This is a genomic window from Hyphococcus flavus, from assembly GCF_028748065.1.
Classification (GTDB): Bacteria; Pseudomonadota; Alphaproteobacteria; order Caulobacterales; family Parvularculaceae; genus Hyphococcus; species Hyphococcus flavus.
In genome coordinates this window covers 1,722,496-1,742,702 of record NZ_CP118166.1, presented here as the reverse complement: position 1 = coordinate 1,742,702, position 20,207 = coordinate 1,722,496, and the positions used below count along the sequence as shown (strand labels likewise).

General features: G+C 55.0%; 20 protein-coding genes and 1 tRNA gene. 9 read left to right on the top strand and 12 right to left on the bottom strand.

The features are described from left to right. Window positions 1-17: 17 nt before the first annotated feature. From rpsA to aroA, 3 genes are all read right to left on the bottom strand, one after another. Window positions 18-1,721: a 30S ribosomal protein S1 gene (gene rpsA / locus PUV54_RS08515; protein ID WP_274491786.1), complete on the bottom strand. Its 1,704-nt coding sequence runs from the start codon at window positions 1,719-1,721 to the stop codon at window positions 18-20. A 172-nt stretch (window positions 1,722-1,893) separates the two neighbouring features. Continuing rightward, window positions 1,894-2,565, bottom strand: coding sequence for a (d)CMP kinase (gene cmk / locus PUV54_RS08510; protein ID WP_274491785.1), 672 nt, complete (start codon window positions 2,563-2,565; stop codon window positions 1,894-1,896). A 47-nt stretch (window positions 2,566-2,612) separates the two neighbouring features. Beyond that, window positions 2,613-3,917 carry a 3-phosphoshikimate 1-carboxyvinyltransferase gene (gene aroA / locus PUV54_RS08505; RefSeq protein ID WP_420797950.1) on the bottom strand — a complete coding sequence of 435 codons (1,305 nt, stop codon included), beginning with the start codon at window positions 3,915-3,917 and terminating at the stop codon, window positions 2,613-2,615. A 161-nt stretch (window positions 3,918-4,078) separates the two neighbouring features. On the opposite strand from aroA, the gene PUV54_RS08500 reads away from it, so the two are divergent. Next, window positions 4,079-4,513, top strand: coding sequence for a TIGR02300 family protein (locus PUV54_RS08500; RefSeq protein WP_274491783.1), 435 nt, complete (start codon window positions 4,079-4,081; stop codon window positions 4,511-4,513). Window positions 4,514-4,609: 96 nt separating this feature from the next. After that, a tRNA-Ala gene (locus PUV54_RS08495) sits at window positions 4,610-4,685 on the top strand. A 454-nt stretch (window positions 4,686-5,139) separates the two neighbouring features. Here PUV54_RS08495 and PUV54_RS08490 read toward each other — a convergent pair. From PUV54_RS08490 to PUV54_RS08480, 3 genes are all read right to left on the bottom strand, one after another. Next, window positions 5,140-5,709: a TadE/TadG family type IV pilus assembly protein gene (locus tag PUV54_RS08490; RefSeq protein ID WP_274491782.1), complete on the bottom strand. Its 570-nt coding sequence runs from the start codon at window positions 5,707-5,709 to the stop codon at window positions 5,140-5,142. Continuing rightward, the gene (locus tag PUV54_RS08485; RefSeq protein WP_274491781.1) at window positions 5,699-6,205 is read right to left on the bottom strand and encodes a TadE family protein; all 507 of its coding nucleotides are present in this window, start codon (window positions 6,203-6,205) and stop codon (window positions 5,699-5,701) included. Before PUV54_RS08485 ends, PUV54_RS08490 begins: the two co-directional genes overlap by 11 nt. A gap of 205 nt (window positions 6,206-6,410) precedes the next feature. Beyond that, window positions 6,411-7,139, bottom strand: a complete 729-nt coding sequence (locus PUV54_RS08480; protein ID WP_274495203.1) for a YbjN domain-containing protein — start codon at window positions 7,137-7,139, stop codon at window positions 6,411-6,413. A 111-nt stretch (window positions 7,140-7,250) separates the two neighbouring features. Between PUV54_RS08480 and PUV54_RS08475 the strand changes: the two genes are divergently transcribed. The 3 genes from PUV54_RS08475 (at window position 7,251) to PUV54_RS08465 (ending at window position 10,883) form a co-directional block, all read left to right on the top strand. After that, window positions 7,251-8,618, top strand: a complete 1,368-nt coding sequence (locus tag PUV54_RS08475; protein ID WP_274495202.1) for an RsmB/NOP family class I SAM-dependent RNA methyltransferase — start codon at window positions 7,251-7,253, stop codon at window positions 8,616-8,618. A gap of 168 nt (window positions 8,619-8,786) precedes the next feature. After that, window positions 8,787-9,512, top strand: coding sequence for a Bax inhibitor-1/YccA family protein (locus PUV54_RS08470; protein ID WP_274495201.1), 726 nt, complete (start codon window positions 8,787-8,789; stop codon window positions 9,510-9,512). Window positions 9,513-9,647: 135 nt separating this feature from the next. Next, window positions 9,648-10,883: a tetratricopeptide repeat protein gene (locus tag PUV54_RS08465; protein ID WP_274495200.1), complete on the top strand. Its 1,236-nt coding sequence runs from the start codon at window positions 9,648-9,650 to the stop codon at window positions 10,881-10,883. Window positions 10,884-10,885: 2 nt separating this feature from the next. Here the strand turns inward: PUV54_RS08465 and PUV54_RS08460 are convergent, their stop codons facing one another. Next, a complete protein-coding gene (locus tag PUV54_RS08460) occupies window positions 10,886-11,227 on the bottom strand; it encodes a DUF2794 domain-containing protein (protein ID WP_274495199.1) in 342 nt (113 codons plus the stop codon). Window positions 11,228-11,532: 305 nt separating this feature from the next. Here PUV54_RS08460 and PUV54_RS08455 point away from each other — a divergent pair, with 305 nt between their 5' ends. Together PUV54_RS08455 and PUV54_RS08450 are read left to right on the top strand one after the other, a co-directional pair. Next, entirely contained in the window at window positions 11,533-12,465 is a 933-nt protein-coding gene (locus PUV54_RS08455) for an AEC family transporter (protein WP_274495198.1), read from the top strand. A gap of 40 nt (window positions 12,466-12,505) precedes the next feature. Further along, complete coding sequence (locus tag PUV54_RS08450) at window positions 12,506-13,039, top strand: nuclear transport factor 2 family protein (RefSeq protein WP_274495197.1); 534 nt, start codon at window positions 12,506-12,508, stop codon at window positions 13,037-13,039. Window positions 13,040-13,041: 2 nt separating this feature from the next. Here PUV54_RS08450 and hisS read toward each other — a convergent pair whose 3' ends face one another. Further along, window positions 13,042-14,538: a histidine--tRNA ligase gene (hisS, locus tag PUV54_RS08445; protein ID WP_274495196.1), complete on the bottom strand. Its 1,497-nt coding sequence runs from the start codon at window positions 14,536-14,538 to the stop codon at window positions 13,042-13,044. 99 nt (window positions 14,539-14,637) lie between these two features. Between hisS and PUV54_RS08440 the strand changes: the two genes are divergently transcribed. After that, window positions 14,638-15,114: a hypothetical protein gene (locus PUV54_RS08440; RefSeq protein ID WP_274495195.1), complete on the top strand. Its 477-nt coding sequence runs from the start codon at window positions 14,638-14,640 to the stop codon at window positions 15,112-15,114. Here PUV54_RS08440 and PUV54_RS08435 read toward each other — a convergent pair. The 3 genes from PUV54_RS08435 to pgi are packed head-to-tail and all read right to left on the bottom strand — an operon-like array spanning window position 15,111 to window position 17,737. Next, a complete protein-coding gene (locus tag PUV54_RS08435) occupies window positions 15,111-15,704 on the bottom strand; it encodes a peptidylprolyl isomerase (RefSeq protein WP_274495193.1) in 594 nt (197 codons plus the stop codon). The genes PUV54_RS08440 and PUV54_RS08435 overlap by 4 nt on opposite strands. Window position 15,705: 1 nt before the next feature. After that, entirely contained in the window at window positions 15,706-16,065 is a 360-nt protein-coding gene (locus tag PUV54_RS08430; RefSeq protein ID WP_274495192.1) for a GFA family protein, read from the bottom strand. Continuing rightward, entirely contained in the window at window positions 16,058-17,737 is a 1,680-nt protein-coding gene (gene pgi, locus PUV54_RS08425; RefSeq protein ID WP_274495191.1) for a glucose-6-phosphate isomerase, read from the bottom strand. The genes PUV54_RS08430 and pgi overlap by 8 nt, the downstream gene beginning before the upstream one ends. A 107-nt stretch (window positions 17,738-17,844) precedes the next feature. On the opposite strand from pgi, the gene PUV54_RS08420 reads away from it, so the two are divergent. Continuing rightward, entirely contained in the window at window positions 17,845-18,027 is a 183-nt protein-coding gene (locus PUV54_RS08420; protein WP_274495190.1) for a hypothetical protein, read from the top strand. On the opposite strand, the gene PUV54_RS08415 is transcribed toward PUV54_RS08420, so the two are convergent. Then, entirely contained in the window at window positions 18,010-20,004 is a 1,995-nt protein-coding gene (locus tag PUV54_RS08415) for a protein-disulfide reductase DsbD family protein (RefSeq protein ID WP_274495189.1), read from the bottom strand. The two genes, PUV54_RS08420 and PUV54_RS08415, sit on opposite strands and share 18 nt — an antisense overlap. Between the last annotated feature and the right edge of the window lie 203 nt (window positions 20,005-20,207).

Sequence of the window (20,207 nt, the reverse complement as noted above, 5' to 3'; positions counted from 1 at the left end):
CGGAAAAGACTAACGGCTTAGTCTTTTTTCTCGTTTTCTTTCAGTGCAGCACCGAGAATGTCACCGAGCGAAGCGCCGCTATCGGCAGAGCCGAACTGGGCAACCGCTTCTTTTTCTTCAGCAACTTCACGCGCCTTGATGGAAACATTGATGCGTCGTGTTTTGGAATCGATCGTCGTCACGCGCGCATCGATTTTGTCGCCCACAGCAAACCGTTCCGGCCGCTGTTCGCTGCGGTCCTTCGAAAGGTCTGACTTACGGATAAACGCTTTCGGCCCGTCAGAGCCGCCGATCTGAACTTCGATACCGCCGCTTTCAATCGCCGTTACCGTACAAGTTACGTCAGAGCCGCGCTGGATATCACCGATAGTTTCCATCGGATCAGACCCAACCTGTTTGACGCCAAGCGAAATGCGTTCTTTTTCCGGATCAACATCAAGCACTTTCGCCTGAACCGTCTGACCTTTTTCATAGTCCTGAATTGCGTCCTCGCCTGAGCGATTCCAGTCGAGATCAGAAAGGTGAACCATACCGTCCATCTCTTCGTTCAGGCCGACAAACAGACCGAACTCAGTGATGTTCTTGATTTCACCTTCAATCATAGAACCGATAGGATGCTCTTCAGCGAAACGCTCCCATGGATTGTCGAGGCACTGTTTCAGGCCAAGTGAAATCCGTCGCTTGGATTCGTCAACCTCAAGCACCATCACCTCAACCTCTTGAGAGGTCGAAACAATTTTGCCCGGATGGACGTTCTTCTTCACCCAACTCATCTCAGAGACGTGGACGAGACCTTCGATGCCGTCTTCAAGCTCAACAAACGCGCCATAGTCGGTGATATTTGTGACTTTGCCGCTAAACTTGGCGCTAAGCGGATATTTCGCAGCAACGCCTTCCCACGGATCCGGAGTCAATTGCTTGATGCCGAGTGAAATCCGGTGGGTTTCCGGGTTGATCTTGATGATTTTTACGCGAACGGTGTCGTTAACGTTCAACACTTCAGACGGATGGTTGACGCGTGACCACGACATATCCGTAACGTGCAGAAGACCATCAACGCCAGGCGCAAGCTCAACGAATGCGCCGTATTCGGTGATGTTCTTAACGACGCCATCGCGCTCATCACCCTCGTTCAGTTCCTTGACGACTTCCTGACGCTGTTCAGCGCGATCTTCCTCGAGAATAGCGCGGCGTGAAACAACGATATTGCCGCGGCGCTTGTCCATTTTCAAAATGCGGAACGGCTGTGGAATATTCATGAGCGGGCCAGCATCGCGAACAGGGCGAATATCGACCTGGCTGCCCGGCAGGAACGCAACAGCGCCGCCAAGGTCAACCGTGAAGCCGCCTTTCACGCGGTTGAAGATTTCACCGTCGACGCGTTCGCCTTTTTCATAAGTCTTTTCAAGACGATCCCAGGCTTCCTCGCGACGGGCTTTTTCACGGCTGATAACAGCCTCGCCGTTAGCGTTTTCAACGCGCTCAACGAAGACTTCAACTTCGTCGCCGACATTAAGGTCAGCAGGTTTTCCTGGTTGTGAGAATTCTTTCAGCGCCACGCGGCCTTCTGTTTTAAGGCCGACATCGATCACAGCGACGTCTTTTTCGATGGCGGTAATTTTGCCTTTGACGACCGTTTCTTCAAAATCCTGGCGGCCGACAAGGGAGGCTTCTAGCATTTCCGCGAAATCGTCGCGGGACGGGTTAAGGGTTTCAGACACGTGCAGTTAGTCTCCAGTCATTCAGCTTTTTCATGCCAACCGGTTGATCCGGCGGTCTTTCCGGGATGTTGTCCCCGGACAATTGAGCCGAGTTAAAGTTATGACGGCGCGATTGCCGGATAGACGGACAAAAAAACACGTTTCCTGAAAAATTCGGCGGGGCCGGTAAAGTCTAGCCGCAGCGCCTGAAAACGCCGTCAATCACGCGGCGCGCCGCCGCGAAGGCCGCGTCTATAGACAAATGAGTCGTATCTAGCAACTCTGCGTCCTGGGCAGCCGCCATAGGCGCATCGTCGCGGGCGGCGTCACGGGCGTCCCTTTCCAGAAGATCTTGATATATCTCGGATTCCTGAAGCTCTGGCCGGGCTTCGATCAATTCAAGCCAGCGCCGGTGCGCCCGCGTTTTAGGGCTGGCGGTGACAAAGAACTTCACCGTCGCATCCGGGCAGACCACCGTCCCGATATCACGCCCGTCGAGAACGGCGCCCACAGCATTTTTCGGCGGTGTTTCGGCAAAGCGGCGCTGAAAGTCCAATAGCGCTGCGCGAACCTCAGAATTCGCCGCAACCACGCTCGCTGCCGCGCCGACTTCCTTGGTGCGTATATCTGCGCCAGATAGCTTCTCGATGGCGTAATCCCTCGCCGCCGCCGCAGCTCGTTCCCGGTCGGCCGGATCGCCGCCTTCGCGCATCACCAGCCAGGCTACACCACGATACAATGTGCCGGTGTCCAGGTAGGCTAGCCCGTAATGGTCTGAAATGAGACGCGCCAGGGTCCCCTTGCCGGAGGCTGCAGGACCGTCGAGCGCGACGACAATTGAAGAGTTCCCGGACGCCTTATCCATCGGCAGTCACTTATGCCCAACAATCATGTCTAGGCAAGGCGCGCCTATCACTCACCGGACACACTGCAGCCTAATTGACGCATCAGATCAAAGAATTCCGGAAAGCTTGTCGCGATCATGGAGGCGTCATCGATCTCGACGGGATTCTCGCTGGAAAGCCCCGCAACCAGAAAACTCATGGCTATACGATGGTCATGGCTGGTCTTGACCCTCGCACCGCCGCTTAGACCGTTACTCCCTTTGACGCACAACCAGTCAGGCCCGCTCCGGACATCTGCGCCATTCGCTGCGAGACCCGCCTCAACGCATGCAATGCGATCGCTTTCTTTCACCCGCAATTCTTCAAGGCCTTTCATCATTGTTTCCCCTTGCGCATAGGCCGCGACGATAGCCAGGATCGGATACTCGTCGATCATCGATGCGGCGCGTGCGGGGGGAACCTCTACCCCATGAAGTACTGAATGTTTGGCGCGGATATCAGCAAGCCGTTCGCCATTCGCCTCGCGCTCATTTTCAAATGAAATGTCGGCGCCCATTTCCTTGAGCGTTTCGTAGAAGCCGGCACGCAGCGGATTAACCAACACGCCCTTCACCGTCACATCGGAATGAGGAACGATTAGCGCCGCAGCCGCCAGAAAAGCAGCAGAAGAAGGATCGCCCGGAACAGAGATATTGCAGGCGTGAAGTTTTTGTCTGCCTTCAATCTCAATAAATCTACCACCACAGTCATCAGGTATGATTGTCAAAGATACGCCAAAGGCAGACAGCATCCGTTCGGTATGGTCACGGCAAAGCACGGGCTCATGAACGCGCGTTTTCCCTTCGGCGCCGAGGGCCGCCAGCAGGATCGCCGATTTTACCTGAGCTGAAGGCGTCGCCAGCTTAACGCTTACTGATTTCAGGCCATGGCCAGCATGAAGCTCAACCGGAAGACGCCCGTCCTGAGCCGTGGCTTCGATCCCCATCATGCGTAGCGGCTCCAGAACTCGTCCCATGGGGCGACCACGAAGGGAAACGTCCCCATCAAATGTCGCGTGAATGCCGGCGCCAGCCACCGCTCCTAACGCCAGACGCACGCCGGTGCCGGAATTTCCAAAATAAAGCGGCCGCGATGGAGGGAGCCAATCACCGCCGGACGCACGCCACACCGCATGCTCGCCCGTTCCGTCTTTCTCGACCGTCGCACCAATCGCGCGCGTGGCCGAAGCGGTGCGCAAGACGTCATCAGCCTCAAGCAAACCCGTAATCTGTGTCTCGCCTGATGCAAGCGCCCCCAAAATCAAGGCCCTATGAGATATGGACTTGTCTCCAGGCGCGCGCACGACGCCAGATAGAGGATTGCCTTTCACCATAGAAACAGCCCCGGCCTGGCCTCGTGATCTTACGTCTTTTGTTTGTTGTGACGTCATCCCTGCGGCAACCTGCATGAGAAATGGGTATTCCTTTTGACAGCGGCCCTCGCCCGTGGCAACAGGACGCCTTTCAAAGCACTCTTTCTACGGACGGCCGGCCCATGAGCAAACCAGAACTTGGCGTAAAGCGCGACTGCCCCGATTGCGGCGCACGCTTTTATGACCTCAATAAAGAACCAGCGCATTGCCCGAAATGCGACCATGAATTCGTACCAGAGCCTCTGTTGAAGCCTCGCCGGACCCGCAAGGACGAAGAGGAAACCGAAACACCGGCGGCTGAAGAAAAAAAATCAGATAAAGAAACCTCGCTTGAGGCGGCGGAAAAAGAGAAAAAAGCCGCCAAATCAAACCGGCGCCCATCCATGGACGACGATAGCGACGACGACGATGATGACGATGATGATGAACTCGCCGCCATTGAAGATATCGATGTAGATCTCGACGATGATGACGAGGATGACGACGACAGCCTGCTTGACGACGATGACGACGATGATGTGTCAGCGATTGTTAAAAAAGGCGGCGACGACGATTAAGGCGGAACAATTTCAACTTGCACACCGTTTGCGGCGTCGCTAGGTTCCGCATCCCATATCCGGCATGAGTCAGCAATTACGTTGCGCTTTGAGTTCGGGGCTATAGCTCAGTTGGGAGAGCGCTTGAATGGCATTCAAGAGGTCGGCGGTTCGATTCCGCCTAGCTCCACCATTTCGGAAATCATCTTACACGCTACTCGCATACAATAAGGGCTAAGCCGCGTTTCGGCTCTCTTTGCAAAGCCGTGCAATAACCAGAGGGAAGCGCCAACAACCGGCTAAAAGCCAGTAGGGTATATAAAGCTAATGGCGTAATGCCCCCTCAAAACTTGCAGAGGCGCTCTCGCCTGCAGAAGAATTGAACGGGATTGTCATTGGCCCGCCAACGTCCCGCTACCAGTCATTATACGTTCAATACAAATCAGTGACGCGAATTATCAACAAACTCATACTTTATCAGGTTGCCTGGGTGAAATCGATATACCGACGATGGAAACGATGTGCGCGCCAAGACTTTAGAACAATTTCGAGCAAGATATATTTACTGAGATCAAGCTTAAATTCTTGATGTTATCGCATAGAACTATGTCACCAGAAAGTAAGCGTCACCAAATGAAAAATGACACCTACGATTGGCACGATCCTGCGGAAGAACAAAGCCGTATACGGATTGATCGGCGCGGCCAGCGCGTCGCCATGCGTTCGAATGGGATCGTTTTTACAAACTTTTGTGTTAGCTTGGATGTATAATTATAGTCGATTTCACTAACGATGATTGATGCGCCATCATCAATAAGCACCGTTGCAGGAAGGCCGGCATAGGCGGCGCCTCTTGCATATGGCGCGGCGCCTGAATTATTCCGGCTCCACAAAACGATAGGGTCGCCGTCAGCGTCAACACCGACGCTGACCAGAGTGACGTTGGCCGGTGCGCCGCCAGTTTCCATGATCTGTTCAACGCCATCGAAAAGATCGTCAAGATCTGATGTCTGAATTTCAGATTCTTGCGCTGCCAGATCAGCCAGTGTGTTCGCAGCCAGCGTCACCTGACGGCTTCGAGCAAGAGCGTCGGCGCTTTCAACAACGCCGAAAAACAATACCACCAGTATTGGGGCGATGAGCGCAAACTCCATTGCGGCGACACCGGCACGGTCAAGCAAAAGCGTTCGAATAGAGCAGCGAATATTATTGATCATTCTGCGCGCCTCCGAATGGCTCGTTCCGGAAAATATTCACGGATATAATTTTCCGCCCGCCATGATCTGTCTGCCGCAGGTTCATCCCCAGTCCTGGGTTGATGGGCTTATAAAGAAAACAAACGCGGACACGAACAATATCCCGCTGCCCCCCGTAACTGTTTTTATCGAATTGCGCGCCCTCAATAGATGGATCGTCCTTATCGCGACAAACGGGATCGGAAAGGTCCGCAGCTAATTCTCCAAATGAAGAAAAGCTTGAGATATCGATCGTCAACTTATCATCACATGCGCCGAATTGATCGACGACCCGACAGATTTCATTAAAGAATGCATCCCGCGACATGTCGCTGGATTGCGCCTGTCCGGTGCGGATCAAACGCGCCGCATTTGTGGTCGCCGTCTCCACGGAGGAGGTCACGAAAAAATACCACCCGGCCTCGAGGATCGAAAAAACCAACGCGAGGAAAACCGGCGCCACGATGGCGAATTCCACCGCGGTTGACCCCTTTTTATTTCTGACAAAGCTCCGGCATTTCGCCAGTCGCATTACTACCGCCCTTCAAACACAAGCGAATGTGTTTGCGTTCACCATTATGGAAAGCGTTACGATAGTTGCGGTTAATGTTTTATCTCGAAACGAGGTTAACAAAAAAGAGCGCCTGAAAAGGCGCTCTTTTTTTATAATCGTAAATCAGAGGTTAATCGACGTTATCGATTTTTGTTTTTGGAACTGATGTATCCTGAACATAAAGACGGATCATTTGTATTTTTTCATCCAGTCCAAACTGGTGATATTCAACCGGTGTCGACGGTTTAGCCGCTACGCCAGTCATATTTTCCACCGCTTGACGATTAAGATGTTTGGCGGAAAGGTCGGACGCATAACCGTCAAGGCTTACCGTTTGGTGCGACTGCGCCAGTTCCTGCGCGAAAGCGTCGGCGTTCCATAGAAAATTAGCGATCGAGGATGCGATATTGCCGCGAGGGATGCCGTAATCCGCGATATCATAACGGCTGATATAGGTAACGCCCTGCTCTACACCCGCCGTAACGAACGGCGCACGCGCGTTGAACGCCTGTACAGTCTGGGCGTTTGGCGTTGCAACATCAAAAAGCGCCGTCGTTAAAAGACCAGCGCATCCGCTTTGGCCCTCTGGACACGCATTAAACTGAATGAGAAACGGCATCGATCCGGCTGCAGCAATGATATATTGCGCGCCGTTGTCCAGCCGCTCGACACTCCATGAAACGCCTAGCTCGTTAAGGACAGGTCCTACCGTTTGGACGCTGAAATTTTTAACAACGTTTGTCGGATTGGAGATTCCCGAACCAGATGACGATCCCATCTGATTTTGCGCATTCGCAGCGCTCACGCTTCCAACAAGCGCCAATGCGGCGGCGCCAATAAATAGAGATACCGGTTTCATGACCCCTCACTTACCCCTGATAAACAAACGCGGCTCAAGCCGCTGAAGGACATTAGGTTAAAATACGCCATTCGGCCACCCACAGGCCAAAATGGCGAATTTTCGCCGTTTTTGAGTGACATCGCAGGGCAGGCATGGTTAAGCGCTGCCGCTATGCCCCAATCCTCTGAACAGCCATTTCCCGATAATCCCGTACTCGACGCTCGCCGCGCCGCGCTCGAAATCCTTGACCGCATCAGCGAAGGGGCGGCACTGGATGATGCTATCGCCCGTACGCGGGGTTTTGAGCGCCTTGAGGGTCCTGATCGCGGCTTCGCCCGCGCCCTTGTCAGCGAGACCTTGCGCCGCCGCGGATCGATCGATCACGTGATTGGAGCCTTTCTCGACCGGCCACTGCCCAAAAAATCAGCCCGGGTGATGGACATTCTGAGGCTCGCCGCAACGCAGCTTTTGATCCTTGAAACGCCGGCGCACGCCGCGGTTTCCACATCCGTCGATCTCGCCGCAGAACGGCGCGAAACGGCAGGCTACGCAAAACTCGTCAACGCGCTCGCACGCAAGATCGGCAAGGCGGGGCCGGAAGCGCTGGCGAAACTTCCCGCGCGAACCGATACGCCGTCATGGATGTGGCGATCATGGGAACGCAGTCTTGGGCCCGTTAAAACCCGCGCCGTGGCCGAAGCGCATCGTTCATTTGCACCTCTCGATATCACCCTGAAATCAGGCGAAGATACAAACAACTGGGCAAGCCGTCTTGGTGCGGAGCTTCTGTCAACCGGCTCGCTACGCATAGCCAAAGCCAGCGATGTGCCGTCTCTTGACGGCTTTGATGAGGGCGCCTGGTGGGTACAGGATACGGCGGCGAGCCTGCCGGTAAAATTGCTCGGCGATGTGAGCGGCAAACGCGTTATTGACCTTTGCGCGGCGCCCGGCGGCAAAACGCTGCAGCTCGCCAGCACAGGCGCGCATGTGGTCGCCGTTGATAAATCCGGCGCGCGTCTTGAGCGCGTGAAGGAGAATCTTGAGCGCACAAAGATGAAAGCCGAACTGGTTGAAGAAGACGCGCTCCGCTTCCGCCCTTCTGAAAAAGCTGATGCGATTCTTCTCGACGCGCCATGCACGGCTACCGGGACGATCCGCCGGCACCCGGACATTCCCTGGTCCAAGGGCGAAACAGCGCTGACCGCCCTCGCCGACCTGCAATCGAAGATGATCGATCATGCGCTCACTTTGCTGAAGCCGGGCGGGATGCTCGTCTACTGCGTTTGCTCGCTGCAGCGGGAAGAAGGTGAAGCACAGGCCAAGGCAGCCCTCGCACGCCACTCATCAGTTGAACGCCTGCCTGTCGCCGCGGACGAAATCGGCGGCCTTGCCGAGGCTGTCACCCGAGACGGGGATATGCGGACCCTGCCCTCCATGCTGGCGGATAAGGGCGGCATGGATGGATTTTTCGCCACGCGCCTTCGCCTGAGAGCTTAAGCGCGCGAAAATTCGCCTAAAATTGAAACCGTTAACGCTCTTCAACTGGTCGAAAATCGGCGAATTTAACCCCGAAATCTCTTGATTGCAGGCGCGCCGCCCCCGATATTGCACTCAAGTTTATCGGGCCGAAAGGCCCCGGAAGGCGAAACGGAAAGGACGTCTTATATGAACGAACCACGCAGACAGTTTGGCTCAGTCGCTCAGACCGGCAGTGTCGCGATTGACCAGGGCCTGCGCCAGTACATGCTTGGCGTTTACAACTATATGGGGCTCGGTGTCGCGGCGACCGGCTTATTCTCCATGTACGTCGCAAGCAATGAGGCGATCGTACGGGCGATCATGGGCGGCCCGTGGATGTGGGTCGGCTTCGCCGGCATTCTCGGCATGGGTTGGTTTGCACCCAAAGTGATGATGAATGGCTCCAAGGTCGCCGCACACGGGATGTTCTGGGCCTATGCTGCGCTCTGGGGCGTCATGATCGCGCCGATGTTGTATATGACGCAGCAAGCCGGCGCCGCACAGGATATCTACCGCGCCTTCTTTATGGCTGCGTCGGTTTTCGGCGGACTTAGCCTTTGGGGCTACACCACGAAAAAAGATCTCACCGGCTGGGCGCCCATTCTTGGCGCCGGGATGATCGCCGTCATTGTTGCGATAGTTCTGAACGCGCTGTTTTTCCATAGCACCATGGGCAGTCTACTGACCTCATCGGCAGTGATCTTGTTGATCGCCGGTGTGACAGCCTGGGAAACGCAGGTGATCAAATCCATGTATCGCGAAGGCAGCGCCATGAATGACCGCGCAGCAATCTTTGGCGCCTTCATGCTCTACGGCTCGTTCGTCACGTTGTTCATTCACATCCTGAATATTCTCGGGATCATGCGCGACTAGCAAAACAACGCTAACGCGAAAACCCCGCCTTTTTGGCGGGGTTTTTTATTGTCCTGAACGCCCATGACCTGCTCGTGACCGGCCGTCAGGGTTTTGCGTTTGCCGCTACTGAAAAGCCCCATTACAGTCCCCCCAATGTCAGTACGTGATTGTTTCGACCTTCCCCTTACAGCTACATGCGCGGCGTCGGCGCGCGGCTATGACGATTATGTTTCCGAATTTTTGAGTTATGGCTCGAACATTCGCGGGCTATTTGAAGTGGCGGACGCAAATGAAGGCTCGGCCTTGGTCAATGCGCACGCCGCCGCGCTTCATCTCGCTTTCGAAGGCGCTGAAGGGTGGGCCGCCGCTAATCAATATCTGGAGCGGATGCGCGCTCATGAAGAAAGCGCAACTGAACGAGAACGGCTTTTCTGTTCGGCTGTGAACGCTTGGGCAGCGCAGGATTTTTGTTCGGCGCTCGTACGTCTTGATGAGCTGACTGTCCGTTGGCCGGCGGATTTATGCGCGATCAAATGGGGCCAGTATCACGCCTTTAACCTCGGCGATCAGGCGGCGCTGTTACGGCTCGGACAGCGCGCGGCGATTGTTCATGAAGAAACGCCCTACGCCCATGGCATGATCGCTTTCGCGCTTGAACAAAACCATCGTCTGCGCGAAGCGGAAGAAGAAGGCATGCGGGCGTCGGAAATCGCCATCGATGACGCCTGGGCCCATCACGCCGTCGCCCATGTATTGGAAACGGAAGGCCGCGCCAAAGAGGGCGCGCGCTGGCTCGACCATTGCGCGCATACCTGGGAGAAAAAAGGCGTCTTCATCCGCGATCATAACTGGTGGCACGCGGCTCTTTTCCAGCTGGCGCTTGGGCGCGAGACCGAAGCGCTTGAAATTTTCGATGAACGCCTGTGGGGCGCGTGGCCGGAGTTTCCGCAGGAACAAATCGGCGCCGTTTCCATGCTGTGGCGGCTCGAACTGCGCGGGGTGGACGTTGGCGAACGCTGGGCGCCAGTCGTCGAGCAGGCGCGGCAACGGGCTGGCGAGCATTTCTTTCCATTCCATGACTTGCATTATCTCTATGCCCTCGCGCGTGCGGGAACCGATGGCGAAGCAGACGCTTTTCTGTCTTCGTTGAAATTGAAAGAGGAAAGTGTTTCCGAGGATACAGCCTATGTCTGGGGAAAGATTTGCTTTCCCGCGGCAGAGGCTATTGTCGCCTTTACCGCAAACGACCGTGACGCCGCTGCGGAAAAACTAAGCCCGTTGCTGAACGATCTACACCGCATCGGCGGCAGTCACGCACAGCGACATGTTTTTGTGGAAACGCTTGAGGCATGCACTAACGCATCGAGTAGTGCTGCACAGAGCCACTAATCTCAAGTCGCCAGCTTCAATTTCTGACGATCAAAGACTTTCAAAACCTGCGCAAGGTCATGTCCGCGCTTCACGATTGCGCCGGTCATGGAAACGACCACCCATGCGCCCTGCTTTTTCGCCAGCGAGGGTCGCTTTTCAATACGATATATTGGCAGCTCGGATGCACGGCGAAATATGGAAAAGACCGCCGCATCCCTCATGTGATCGATGCCGTAATCACGCCATTCCCCTGCGGCGACGAAATAACCATAAACGGCGAGGATGCGGGTGAGTTCGCTGCGGGTAAAAGCGACCGGTTCGGGCCGTTTCCTTGGCGGTTGGGTCAAAGCCTGAGTACGCATTGCCTATAGTTTTGCGCGCGATCACGGGTCCCGCAAGCCCAACGGCTCACGAAAAGGGGAAAATCATCCTTAAAATCGCCTTAATTGATCCCTCTCTCCGCCCCAATCCGCCGCCAGATTGCGTAAGAGCCGGGCGGGTGGTTCGGCCGGAGTTTCCGGTTTTAACCATCGCCCCCAGCCCCCGGGAGATTTGGCCTTATCTCTCGCCCGGCATTCATTTATTACTCTCTCAATCTCTCCTGACCTTGACGCGCGCGCCCTGACGCGGCGAGACCTTGCGCTCACCCGCCCGAGGCTCCTGCGCTATGTCATCCGTCATCTCTGTCGCTCTTCCCGTCTTCGCAATCATCGCCGCTGGCGTTCTTGCAGGACGGCTGAAGCTGATGACGGCGCAAGATTCAGCCGCGCTCAATAAATTTGTTTTCCGGTTTGCAATGCCCGCGGCTCTGTTCGGCCTTACCGCCGGCACGGCCCGGCCGGGGGGCGAGGACCTGACCATCCTTTTGTCTTACGGCGCCGCGAGCCTCGCAGTGATCTTCGGGGCATATCTGTTGGCGCGCCCTTTGTTCAGTCTCAAACCGCAGGAAGCCGGCGCACACAGTGTCGCCTCGACGCTTGGCAACGCCGTTTTTCTCGGGCTGCCGATCGCTTTATCCGTAGACGGATGGGCGAGGCCGTTTGTAACGCTGATGCTTGTTGAGGGCACGCTGATCGTCGCCATCTCAAGCGCATTGATCGCACCACGCAATGACGGCGCATCAGTTTCAGCGCTTGCAGTAAGCTTTATCGCAAAGCCGATAAAGAATCCGCTCGTCATCGGCATGGGCGCAGGGTTTATATATTCAGCGCTTGGCTTTCCTTTTTCAGGTCCGGGTGAGACATTCTTTTCTCTACTCGGGCGCGCGGCAGGACCGACAGCCCTATTTTCTCTTGGTCTTTTTCTGATCACCAACCCGATGCCGCCGATAAAGTCTGTGGCCGGACGCGTTGGCGCCATCGCAATGATGAAAATGGCTGTTTTGCCGGCAATTGCACTAAGCCTCGCGATTGCCTTTGGCCTCAGCGATCCTGATTATTTAGGCGCGCTGGCCCTGTTCGTGTTTACGCCGTCGGGCGTCGTTTCCTTCGTCATGGCGAGCCAGTTCGGCATCTACAAAACCGAAACCGCCGCGGCGGTGAGCGTGACGACTTTGCTGGCCTTAATGTCGATTTCAGGCGTGCTGATGCTATTTGGGTGAGTTTTATTTTGGGCCTTTTTTGCCAACTTGAAAAGCGGCTATGATCGAGTTTGGTAATCCGAGATTACAATTGAGGGGAAACGGCATGAACTTTTCTAAAACTAAAACATCTACTTTTGGACTAGCAGTCAGCATGGCCGCTACAGCGAGCAGTTGTCTAGCCTCAAACCAGAGTGACAATCTGGCTGACACAGAAAAAATCAAGCAGCTTAACAGAGAACAGCAACAAGAACTCCTACTGAACAAGAACGCGGAACCTTTGGAACGCCTCGCGGTTGATCAGTATCTGGTAATTGCCCCTGGGGGTCGAGTTGAGACCAAGGCGCAAGCGGTTGTGGGGGTTGGCAGTCTTGATGTGCGCGCCGTCGAATTTTCTCAAGAACAAGTTATTTTTTACAATGATACAGCTGTACTCGTTGGCAAAATTGATATTGATGGAACCATGCAACCCTTAGGTAAGTTTCCGCCCATGAAATTCATGGCGACTTTTGTAAGAACCGAAGATGGCTGGAAAACACTTTCCCGCTCAATGACGCCTTGCGCGCCAATAGCAATCGAACATGGCGTTTGCTGAGGTCAGTCTTGGCTTTGCGCCAAAACTTTCTTCACCGACACAACAAGCTCACTACGCTTTACGGAAAACTGTGCGGGTTGTTCCTCCCGCCACTCTTTATTGTCTTCGATCTGTTTTGACAGCTCGGCGCCTTTGACAAGATCCTTGATGGTGATCTCGCCGTTATTGCGCTCATCCTCGCCCTGAATTATCGCGATGGGCGCCGCGCGCTTGTCAGCGTATTTAAGCTGCTTGGCGAAGTTAGAGCCACCGAGATAGACCTCGGCGCGTATTCCAGCCGTGCGCAGTTCCGCCGCCATTTTCTGGTATTCGGCCATCTGATTTTTTTCGAGCGCCAGCACAACGACCGGGCCATGCGTTGCTGCCTCACCGGTTTTTTTCAATTCAAGGGCAGCAAGAAGACGCGATACGCCGACCGAGACACCGACCGCTGGCACTTCCATGCCCTTGAACCGTTTGACAAGACCGTCATAGCGCCCGCCGCCGCCGATTGAGCCCATCTGCACGGGCCGGCCTTTCGCATCGGTCAATGTCGATTTGAATTCCGCTTCAAACACCGGGCCGGTGTAATAGTCGAGACCGCGAATGACGGAACAATCGAAAATAATGCCGCGTGCATCGAAATCAGGAATTGATGACTTGATGCCATTTAGCTCTTCAAGCCCGCTCACTCCGCTTTTCGTATCGCCAAGCAGTTTCGCAATGACCGCCAGCGGATCATCAGTTGTATTTTCAGGCCCGGACTGAAGGAAAGACAAGACGGTTTCTATTTTCGCGTCATCCAGCCCGGCGCCATCGGTGAAGTCGCCGCTCTCATCCTTACGCCCGGGTCCGAGCAACAAGGCGACACCTTTGGCGCCGAACTTGTCGAATTTGTCCATGGAGCGCATGACGGTAAGGCGCGTTTCCAGACTCTCATCGCCTTCAAGGCCGATTTTTTCGAACAAGCCATCGACAATTTTGCGGTTCGATACGCGAATGAAAAAATCATCGGTGCTGATCCCTGCCGCTTCAATCACTTCGCCAAACAACGCACAGATTTCTGCATCGGCATAAGGCGCCGGCGCGCCAACCGTGTCAGCGTCACACTGGGTGAACTGGCGAAAACGGCCCGGCCCTGGCTTTTCATTCCGCCATACCGGCCCGACCTGATATCGGCGAAACGGTTTTGGCAGCGCATCGTAATTTTCCGCCACATAACGGGCGAGTGGCGCAGTCAAGTCGTAGCGCAGGCTCATCCACTGCTCATCGTCATCCTGCAGAGAAAAGACGCCCTGGTTCGGCCGGTCCACATCCGGCAGGAACTTGCCAAGCGCGTCGGTATATTCAAATGCGGGCGTTTCCAGCGGATCGAAGCCCCATGCCTCATAGACAGCGCTGATCCGCGCCAGCATTTCGCGCTCGGCGACGATTTCTGTCCCCAGGCGATCGCGAAACCCGCGCGGAATGCGCGCCTTGGGGCGGAATGTCTTTTGTTTTTTGTTCTTTTGCTGGGTCATCAGGCGGGAGATAGCCCATGCCGGAGAGAGGGGCAACGGAGCTGTGGTTGAGGCGATGCCCCATCCGGCGCATACTTTGGCAAGCCATGGGAGGGAGTGATGAAAGCTCTGAAATTGACCTGGATTGCTGCAGCGCTAGCGCTGCTCGGCTGCGGCGGGCCTGTGCCGGCCGACATGTTCCTGACATTAAGCGTTTCAACCTATGGTGTCTCTGTCGAGACTGCGATCAACGGCAAGGCAGATACTTTTCTATCGGGCGGGGAAAACGGTTCCATGACCGGTTCGCGCCCCATAAACCGGCTCGTTGGCGAAGGCGAGAACGAGGTGACATTTCTTTTAAAACCTCTTGCAGCAGATGAAGGCGAAATCCTGGGTCCCGCCTTTCTTGCGACGCTTGAAATCAGCATCAAGGGTGAAACTGTCGATACGCAGGCGCCAGGCGAGCGCGTTATCTTCTCGCGAGAACTTAGCGAGGCGCAGCGGGCGGCGATCAGCGCCGGCGAAGCGGTGACCATCACCGAAAACTTCACCGTGGAGAAAGCCGAGCTTCAGGCAATCAAAGACAGCGCAAGCTAATCCGTTATGGGCCAATCGACAGGGTCAACGCGCTCAATAATGACCGGGTCGATGGGCGCCTCCGATTCAAACGGCCCGCCCGGCCCGGTTGAAACTGATCCGATAGCATCGACAACGTCCATGCCGTCAACAACTCGCGCGAATACGGCGTAGCCGTATAGCGGCATGCCCTCGACGATCTTGTGATCGAACCTTTCATTGTCGGCGAGATTGATAAACCATTGCGCCTGCGCGCTTGCCGGATCGTCGCTGCGGGCCATGGCGAGCGTGCCCCGTTTGTTTTCAAGGCCGTTATCACCTTCATAAGCAATCGGGTCGCGAGGCGGGCGCTCAGTATAATAACGCGAGTACCCGCCGCCCTGAATGACATACCTGGCAACCACACGATGAAACAGTGTGCGGTCATAATGGCCGCTCGTTGCATATTCGAGAAAATTCTGGACTGTGATCGGTGCATCGCCAGGATACAGCTCGACAACGATATCACCCATAGATGTCTGGATTTTCGCGTGGGTTGTTTCCTGGGCGCCGACAGACGCCGCTAAAGCAAACACAACCGTGACAAACCCAACCAACATTCGAAAAACCATTTTAAAAACTCTTTCCGTCAACCTGCTGTGGCTGAAGTGTGGACAGATCGACATTCTCGACACAGCGCAGGTTCACAGCCGCCATTTCCCCGCCATCGGGGTGCTTTCCCATACCGAAGGGCTGAACGCCGCAAAGGGAACAAAAAAGATGACGGATTTGTTTTTTATTGAACCGATACTCCGTAAGCTTGTCTTCACCGGAGAGTATCTTAAATTTTTCTGCGGGCGTGAAGGTAAGCACAAAGCCTTTCATGGCACAGTGAGAACAATTGCATTCCATGGCCCCTGCAAGGTCAACGCTCGCTTCAAACCGGACGGCGCCGCAATGACAACCACCTCGGACATTTGTTGCGTCAGCCATTTGCGCCCTCCGGTTTTGCACCGCGTATTGTGTTAATGCGGTTAATCAGGCCATTCGTTGATACGTCATGGGCTGTCGCCGCAGATTTTTCTTCACCGCATTTTGCAATCTCCGGCAGAATTGCTTTCGCCAATGTCTTACCCAATTCAACCCCCCATTGATCGAATGAATTGATCCCCCAGATGACGCCCTGCACGAAGATTTTCTGTTCATAAAGCGCGATCAGCGCGCCTAGAGTTTCAGGTGTCACTTTTTCCATTAAAATGGAATTTGTCGGGCGATCTCCGGGAAACATTTTATGCGGCGCAAGCTTATCGATATCCGGCTTGGCGTATCCTTGCGCGACTAACTCTTCACGCACGTCTTTTTCGGATTTACCGCGCATCAGCGCTTCAGGCTGCGCAAGAAAGTTGGAAAGAAGAATTTCGTGATGTGCGCCTGATTCAGATTGGCTGATAGCGGGCGCAATAAAATCCGCTGAAATCAGATCCGTTCCCTGGTGGAGCAACTGGTAAAACGCATGCTGGCCGTTCGTGCCCGGCTCACCAAGAATAACTGGCCCCGTCTCTACTCCTATAGCCGCACCATCGAGCCCCACCCGTTTGCCGTTCGATTCCATATCGGCTTGCTGCAGATAGGCAGGCAGGCGGTGGAGATGCTGGTCATAAGGCAAGACGGCGTGCGCCGCGGCGCCCATGAAATTCCGGTTCCACACGCCTACAAGCGCCAGCATAACCGGCATATTCTCGCGTAAAGGCGCCGTTCTGAAATGCTCGTCCATGGCGTGCGCACCCTTCAGGAGCTTTTCGAAATTATCGAAACCAACCTGCAGTGCGATGGAAAGACCTATAGCCGACCAGAGTGAATAGCGCCCGCCGACCCAGTCCCAGAAGACAAACATGTTCTCTTCGTCGATTCCGAAGGCTTCAACTGCGCGCTGATTAGTCGAAAGCGCGATGAAGTGCTTGGCGATGGCGGCTTCATCGCCGCCATTTTGCAAAAACCATTTTCTTGCACTTGCGGCGTTGGTCATCGTTTCCTGAGTCGTGAATGTCTTTGACGCGACCACAAATAATGTCGTTTCTGGATCGCACTCCGCCAAAGCATCGCAGAGATGCTGTCCATCCACGTTGGAAATGAAAAAGGTGCGTCGGCCTTTAATCCAGTAGGGTTTAAGTGCTTCCGTTACCATCGACGGCCCCAGGTCGGAACCGCCAATGCCGATATTCACCACTGTGTCGAGCGGCTTTCCTGTATGCCCCTTGCGCACGCCAGAATGCACCGAATTCGCGAAGGCTTTCATCTTCTCGCGTTCGGCGCGCACTTTCGGCGATACGTTCTCGCCGTCGACATGATAATCACGCATGGCGAAATCACGCAGCGCCGGATGAAGCACAGCCCGGCCTTCGGTGACATTGATTGGTTCGCCATTCAGCATCCGCTGACGCGCGCCCTCGACATCACGGGCCATGGCCAGCGCAATCAAAAGATCGACGGTTTCCTCGGTGATCTTATTCTTGGAAAAATCCAGGAAAAGACCCGCACCCTCAACCGAATAGCGCTCGAACCTTGCCGGGTCCGACGCGAACAGATCCCGAATTCTGGATGCTTTCAACGCAGCAGCATGAGCGGCGAGGGCTTTCCATTCCGGCGTTTGGTTGAGCGGCGGCATCGGGCTCTCATACTAGGCGCTCTCCCAATCGAGCGCGAGGTCAATTGATAAGGATTTTAAGCGTCTTCCTCAACGCGTTTTAAGAATAATCCGGTAAACGCTTCTTTATGAGCAAGTCAGCTGCATCCAGCGCCAATACTTTTAAACGTGTTTTGTCCAATCTTGCGGCGATTATCGCCGTGACGACAATTTTTGGCGTCAAAGCCCTGGAGATCGAGCGGCACAGCGCCAGCGCTGACAAGCAGGAACCTGGAGTTGTTGCTCAGGCAAGCCTAAAGACTGGCCGCTGACACGATTTCACGAACCGCTTTCTTGGTTAATGGAATATCAAAAACGTGTGGCGTTTGGCCCGGCGCGTAATACACGTAGAGTGGAACGCCGCTGGCGCCAAAGCTTTCCAGCGCCATGGTGATTTCCGGATCTCGAACCGTCCAGTCCGCAACCATAAAGACGATGCCCTTGTCTGAAAAAGCGTCTGCCAGCCTGCTATCTGAAAAGATCGTCGCCTTATCGAGCTGGCATGTAACGCACCAGGCCGCAGTAAAATCAACGAAGACAGGAACGCCGCTGGCTCGGTAGGCGTCAAGCGCTTCCTTGCTGAAAGGTTCCGCTGTCATGGCGCCGTATTTATCAACTCTTTGTGCAGCGCTTGCTGCAGCCTCAAGGCGAAATAGCGGTGCGACAGCCAAAAGCACGGCTAGCGCCGACAATATTCGCAGAATGAAAGCGCCCCTGCCCTCGCGCCTACTGTACTCAAAGCTCCAGGCCGCAAACGCCATAAATATCAATCCAGCGAGTACGGCCCCAAGACCGACAGTGCTAGCCTGCTGTGACAGTACCCAGAGAAAATAGGCGGCGGCAGCGAATACAGGAAACGCCAGAACTTGCTTGAATGTCGCCATCCACCCGCCAGGCTTGGGCAGCAAACGGCCGAGGCCAGGCGCGAATGAAAGCACAAGATAGGGCGCGGCAAGGCCTAAACCCAATGCCAGAAAAATTAGCATGCCGAACGCTGGCGGCAGTAAAATCGCCGCTCCTATTGGCGCACTCAAGAGTGGGCCTATGCATGGCGCCGCCACGACAACAGCAAGAGCGCCAGTGAAAAACGACCCTGCAGCCCCCCCCTTTCCAGCAAGCGTTTCGCCGCTTCCGGCAAGGCTTTCACCGATAGCAAATACGCCGGCAAGGTTTAGACCGACCAGAAATAGAACATAGGCTGACAACGCAACCACCCATGGCGATTGCAAATGAAAGCCCCACCCCAACTGTTCGCCGCCGGCGCGCAGCAATAATAACGCACCGCCAACTGCAAGAAACGTGGCAAGCACCCCTGCCGTGTAAAGAACACCGTCTCTTCGCACTGCGGCAGAGTTCTTCTGCGCGCTGCGCATGAATGACGCCGCCTTAATAAACACAATCGGAAACACGCATGGCATGACGTTAAGAATGACACCGCCCAAAAACGCCAAAACAAGAAGCAAAAGAACATCGGGGGTGCTTTGGGTCTGCGCAATCGCTCCGCCATCGGACGGTTTCACGATCGGCGCCGGCACGTCAGCGATAAGGCTGAAAGTTCTCCTGCCCCCGCCAACGTCCGTGAATGTCAGAACGCCACGTAGCGCGTCACCGTCATATCTGTCGATCCAGCCCGGCTTCATTGCGATGTTGGCCGCGCCATCCTCAAGGGAAATCGTCTGCGGCGCCGAGGGCTCTACAAGCCCTTCCGGCTCAGCAAAGAAAAATGCGTTTGTCGCCGAAAATTCATTCGGTGGAGAAAACTGCAGGACATAATCGCCGCCTAACACAGAAAATTTCACAGGCTTAGATAACTTATCAGGAAGAGCCGCGCGCGCTGTGCTGAAAATCTGCTGGACCTTCGGGTCCTTCGTCGACGTTTCAACAACTGGCACAGAAAATGAAAATCGGCCTTCCTCAGGTACACAGATTTCTTCACAAATTTGCCAGCGGGCGTCGATTGCAACATCAACGACGTCGCCAACCTGCGCATCCTGCGGCGCGGTCACAGGGATCAGGAATACAGGCGCGCCCTCATGCGCATAGCTGGCGAGCGGACCAACAGGAATATACTCGGGCGCAGGGTGCAAGATTTCCCCGGCGGAAAATCCTTGAGGCAGGCTCCAATCAAGCTCCAACGGCAACCCGGCATCGCCCGGATTGACCCAGAATACATGCCAGCCCGGGCGGAGCTCCTGTTTTACCGCGAACCATGCCGTCTCACCCGGAACAAATCCGCTTGTTTCGGCCAAAACCTCAGTTCTGGAGCGTTCATTTTGAACTATGCTTTGTGCATGCCCATCCACTGCTGAGAAAAACGTCAGCAGAACTGCACTCAGTATTAGTCGAAAAAGGTTCATGTCCTCGGTGTTAGCCAAGCCTTATCTGTCAGCCAATAAATATTATGCATGTCCGGCTGTTTTTCGAAGAATTGTGAACACCGGAGCAAGCATTA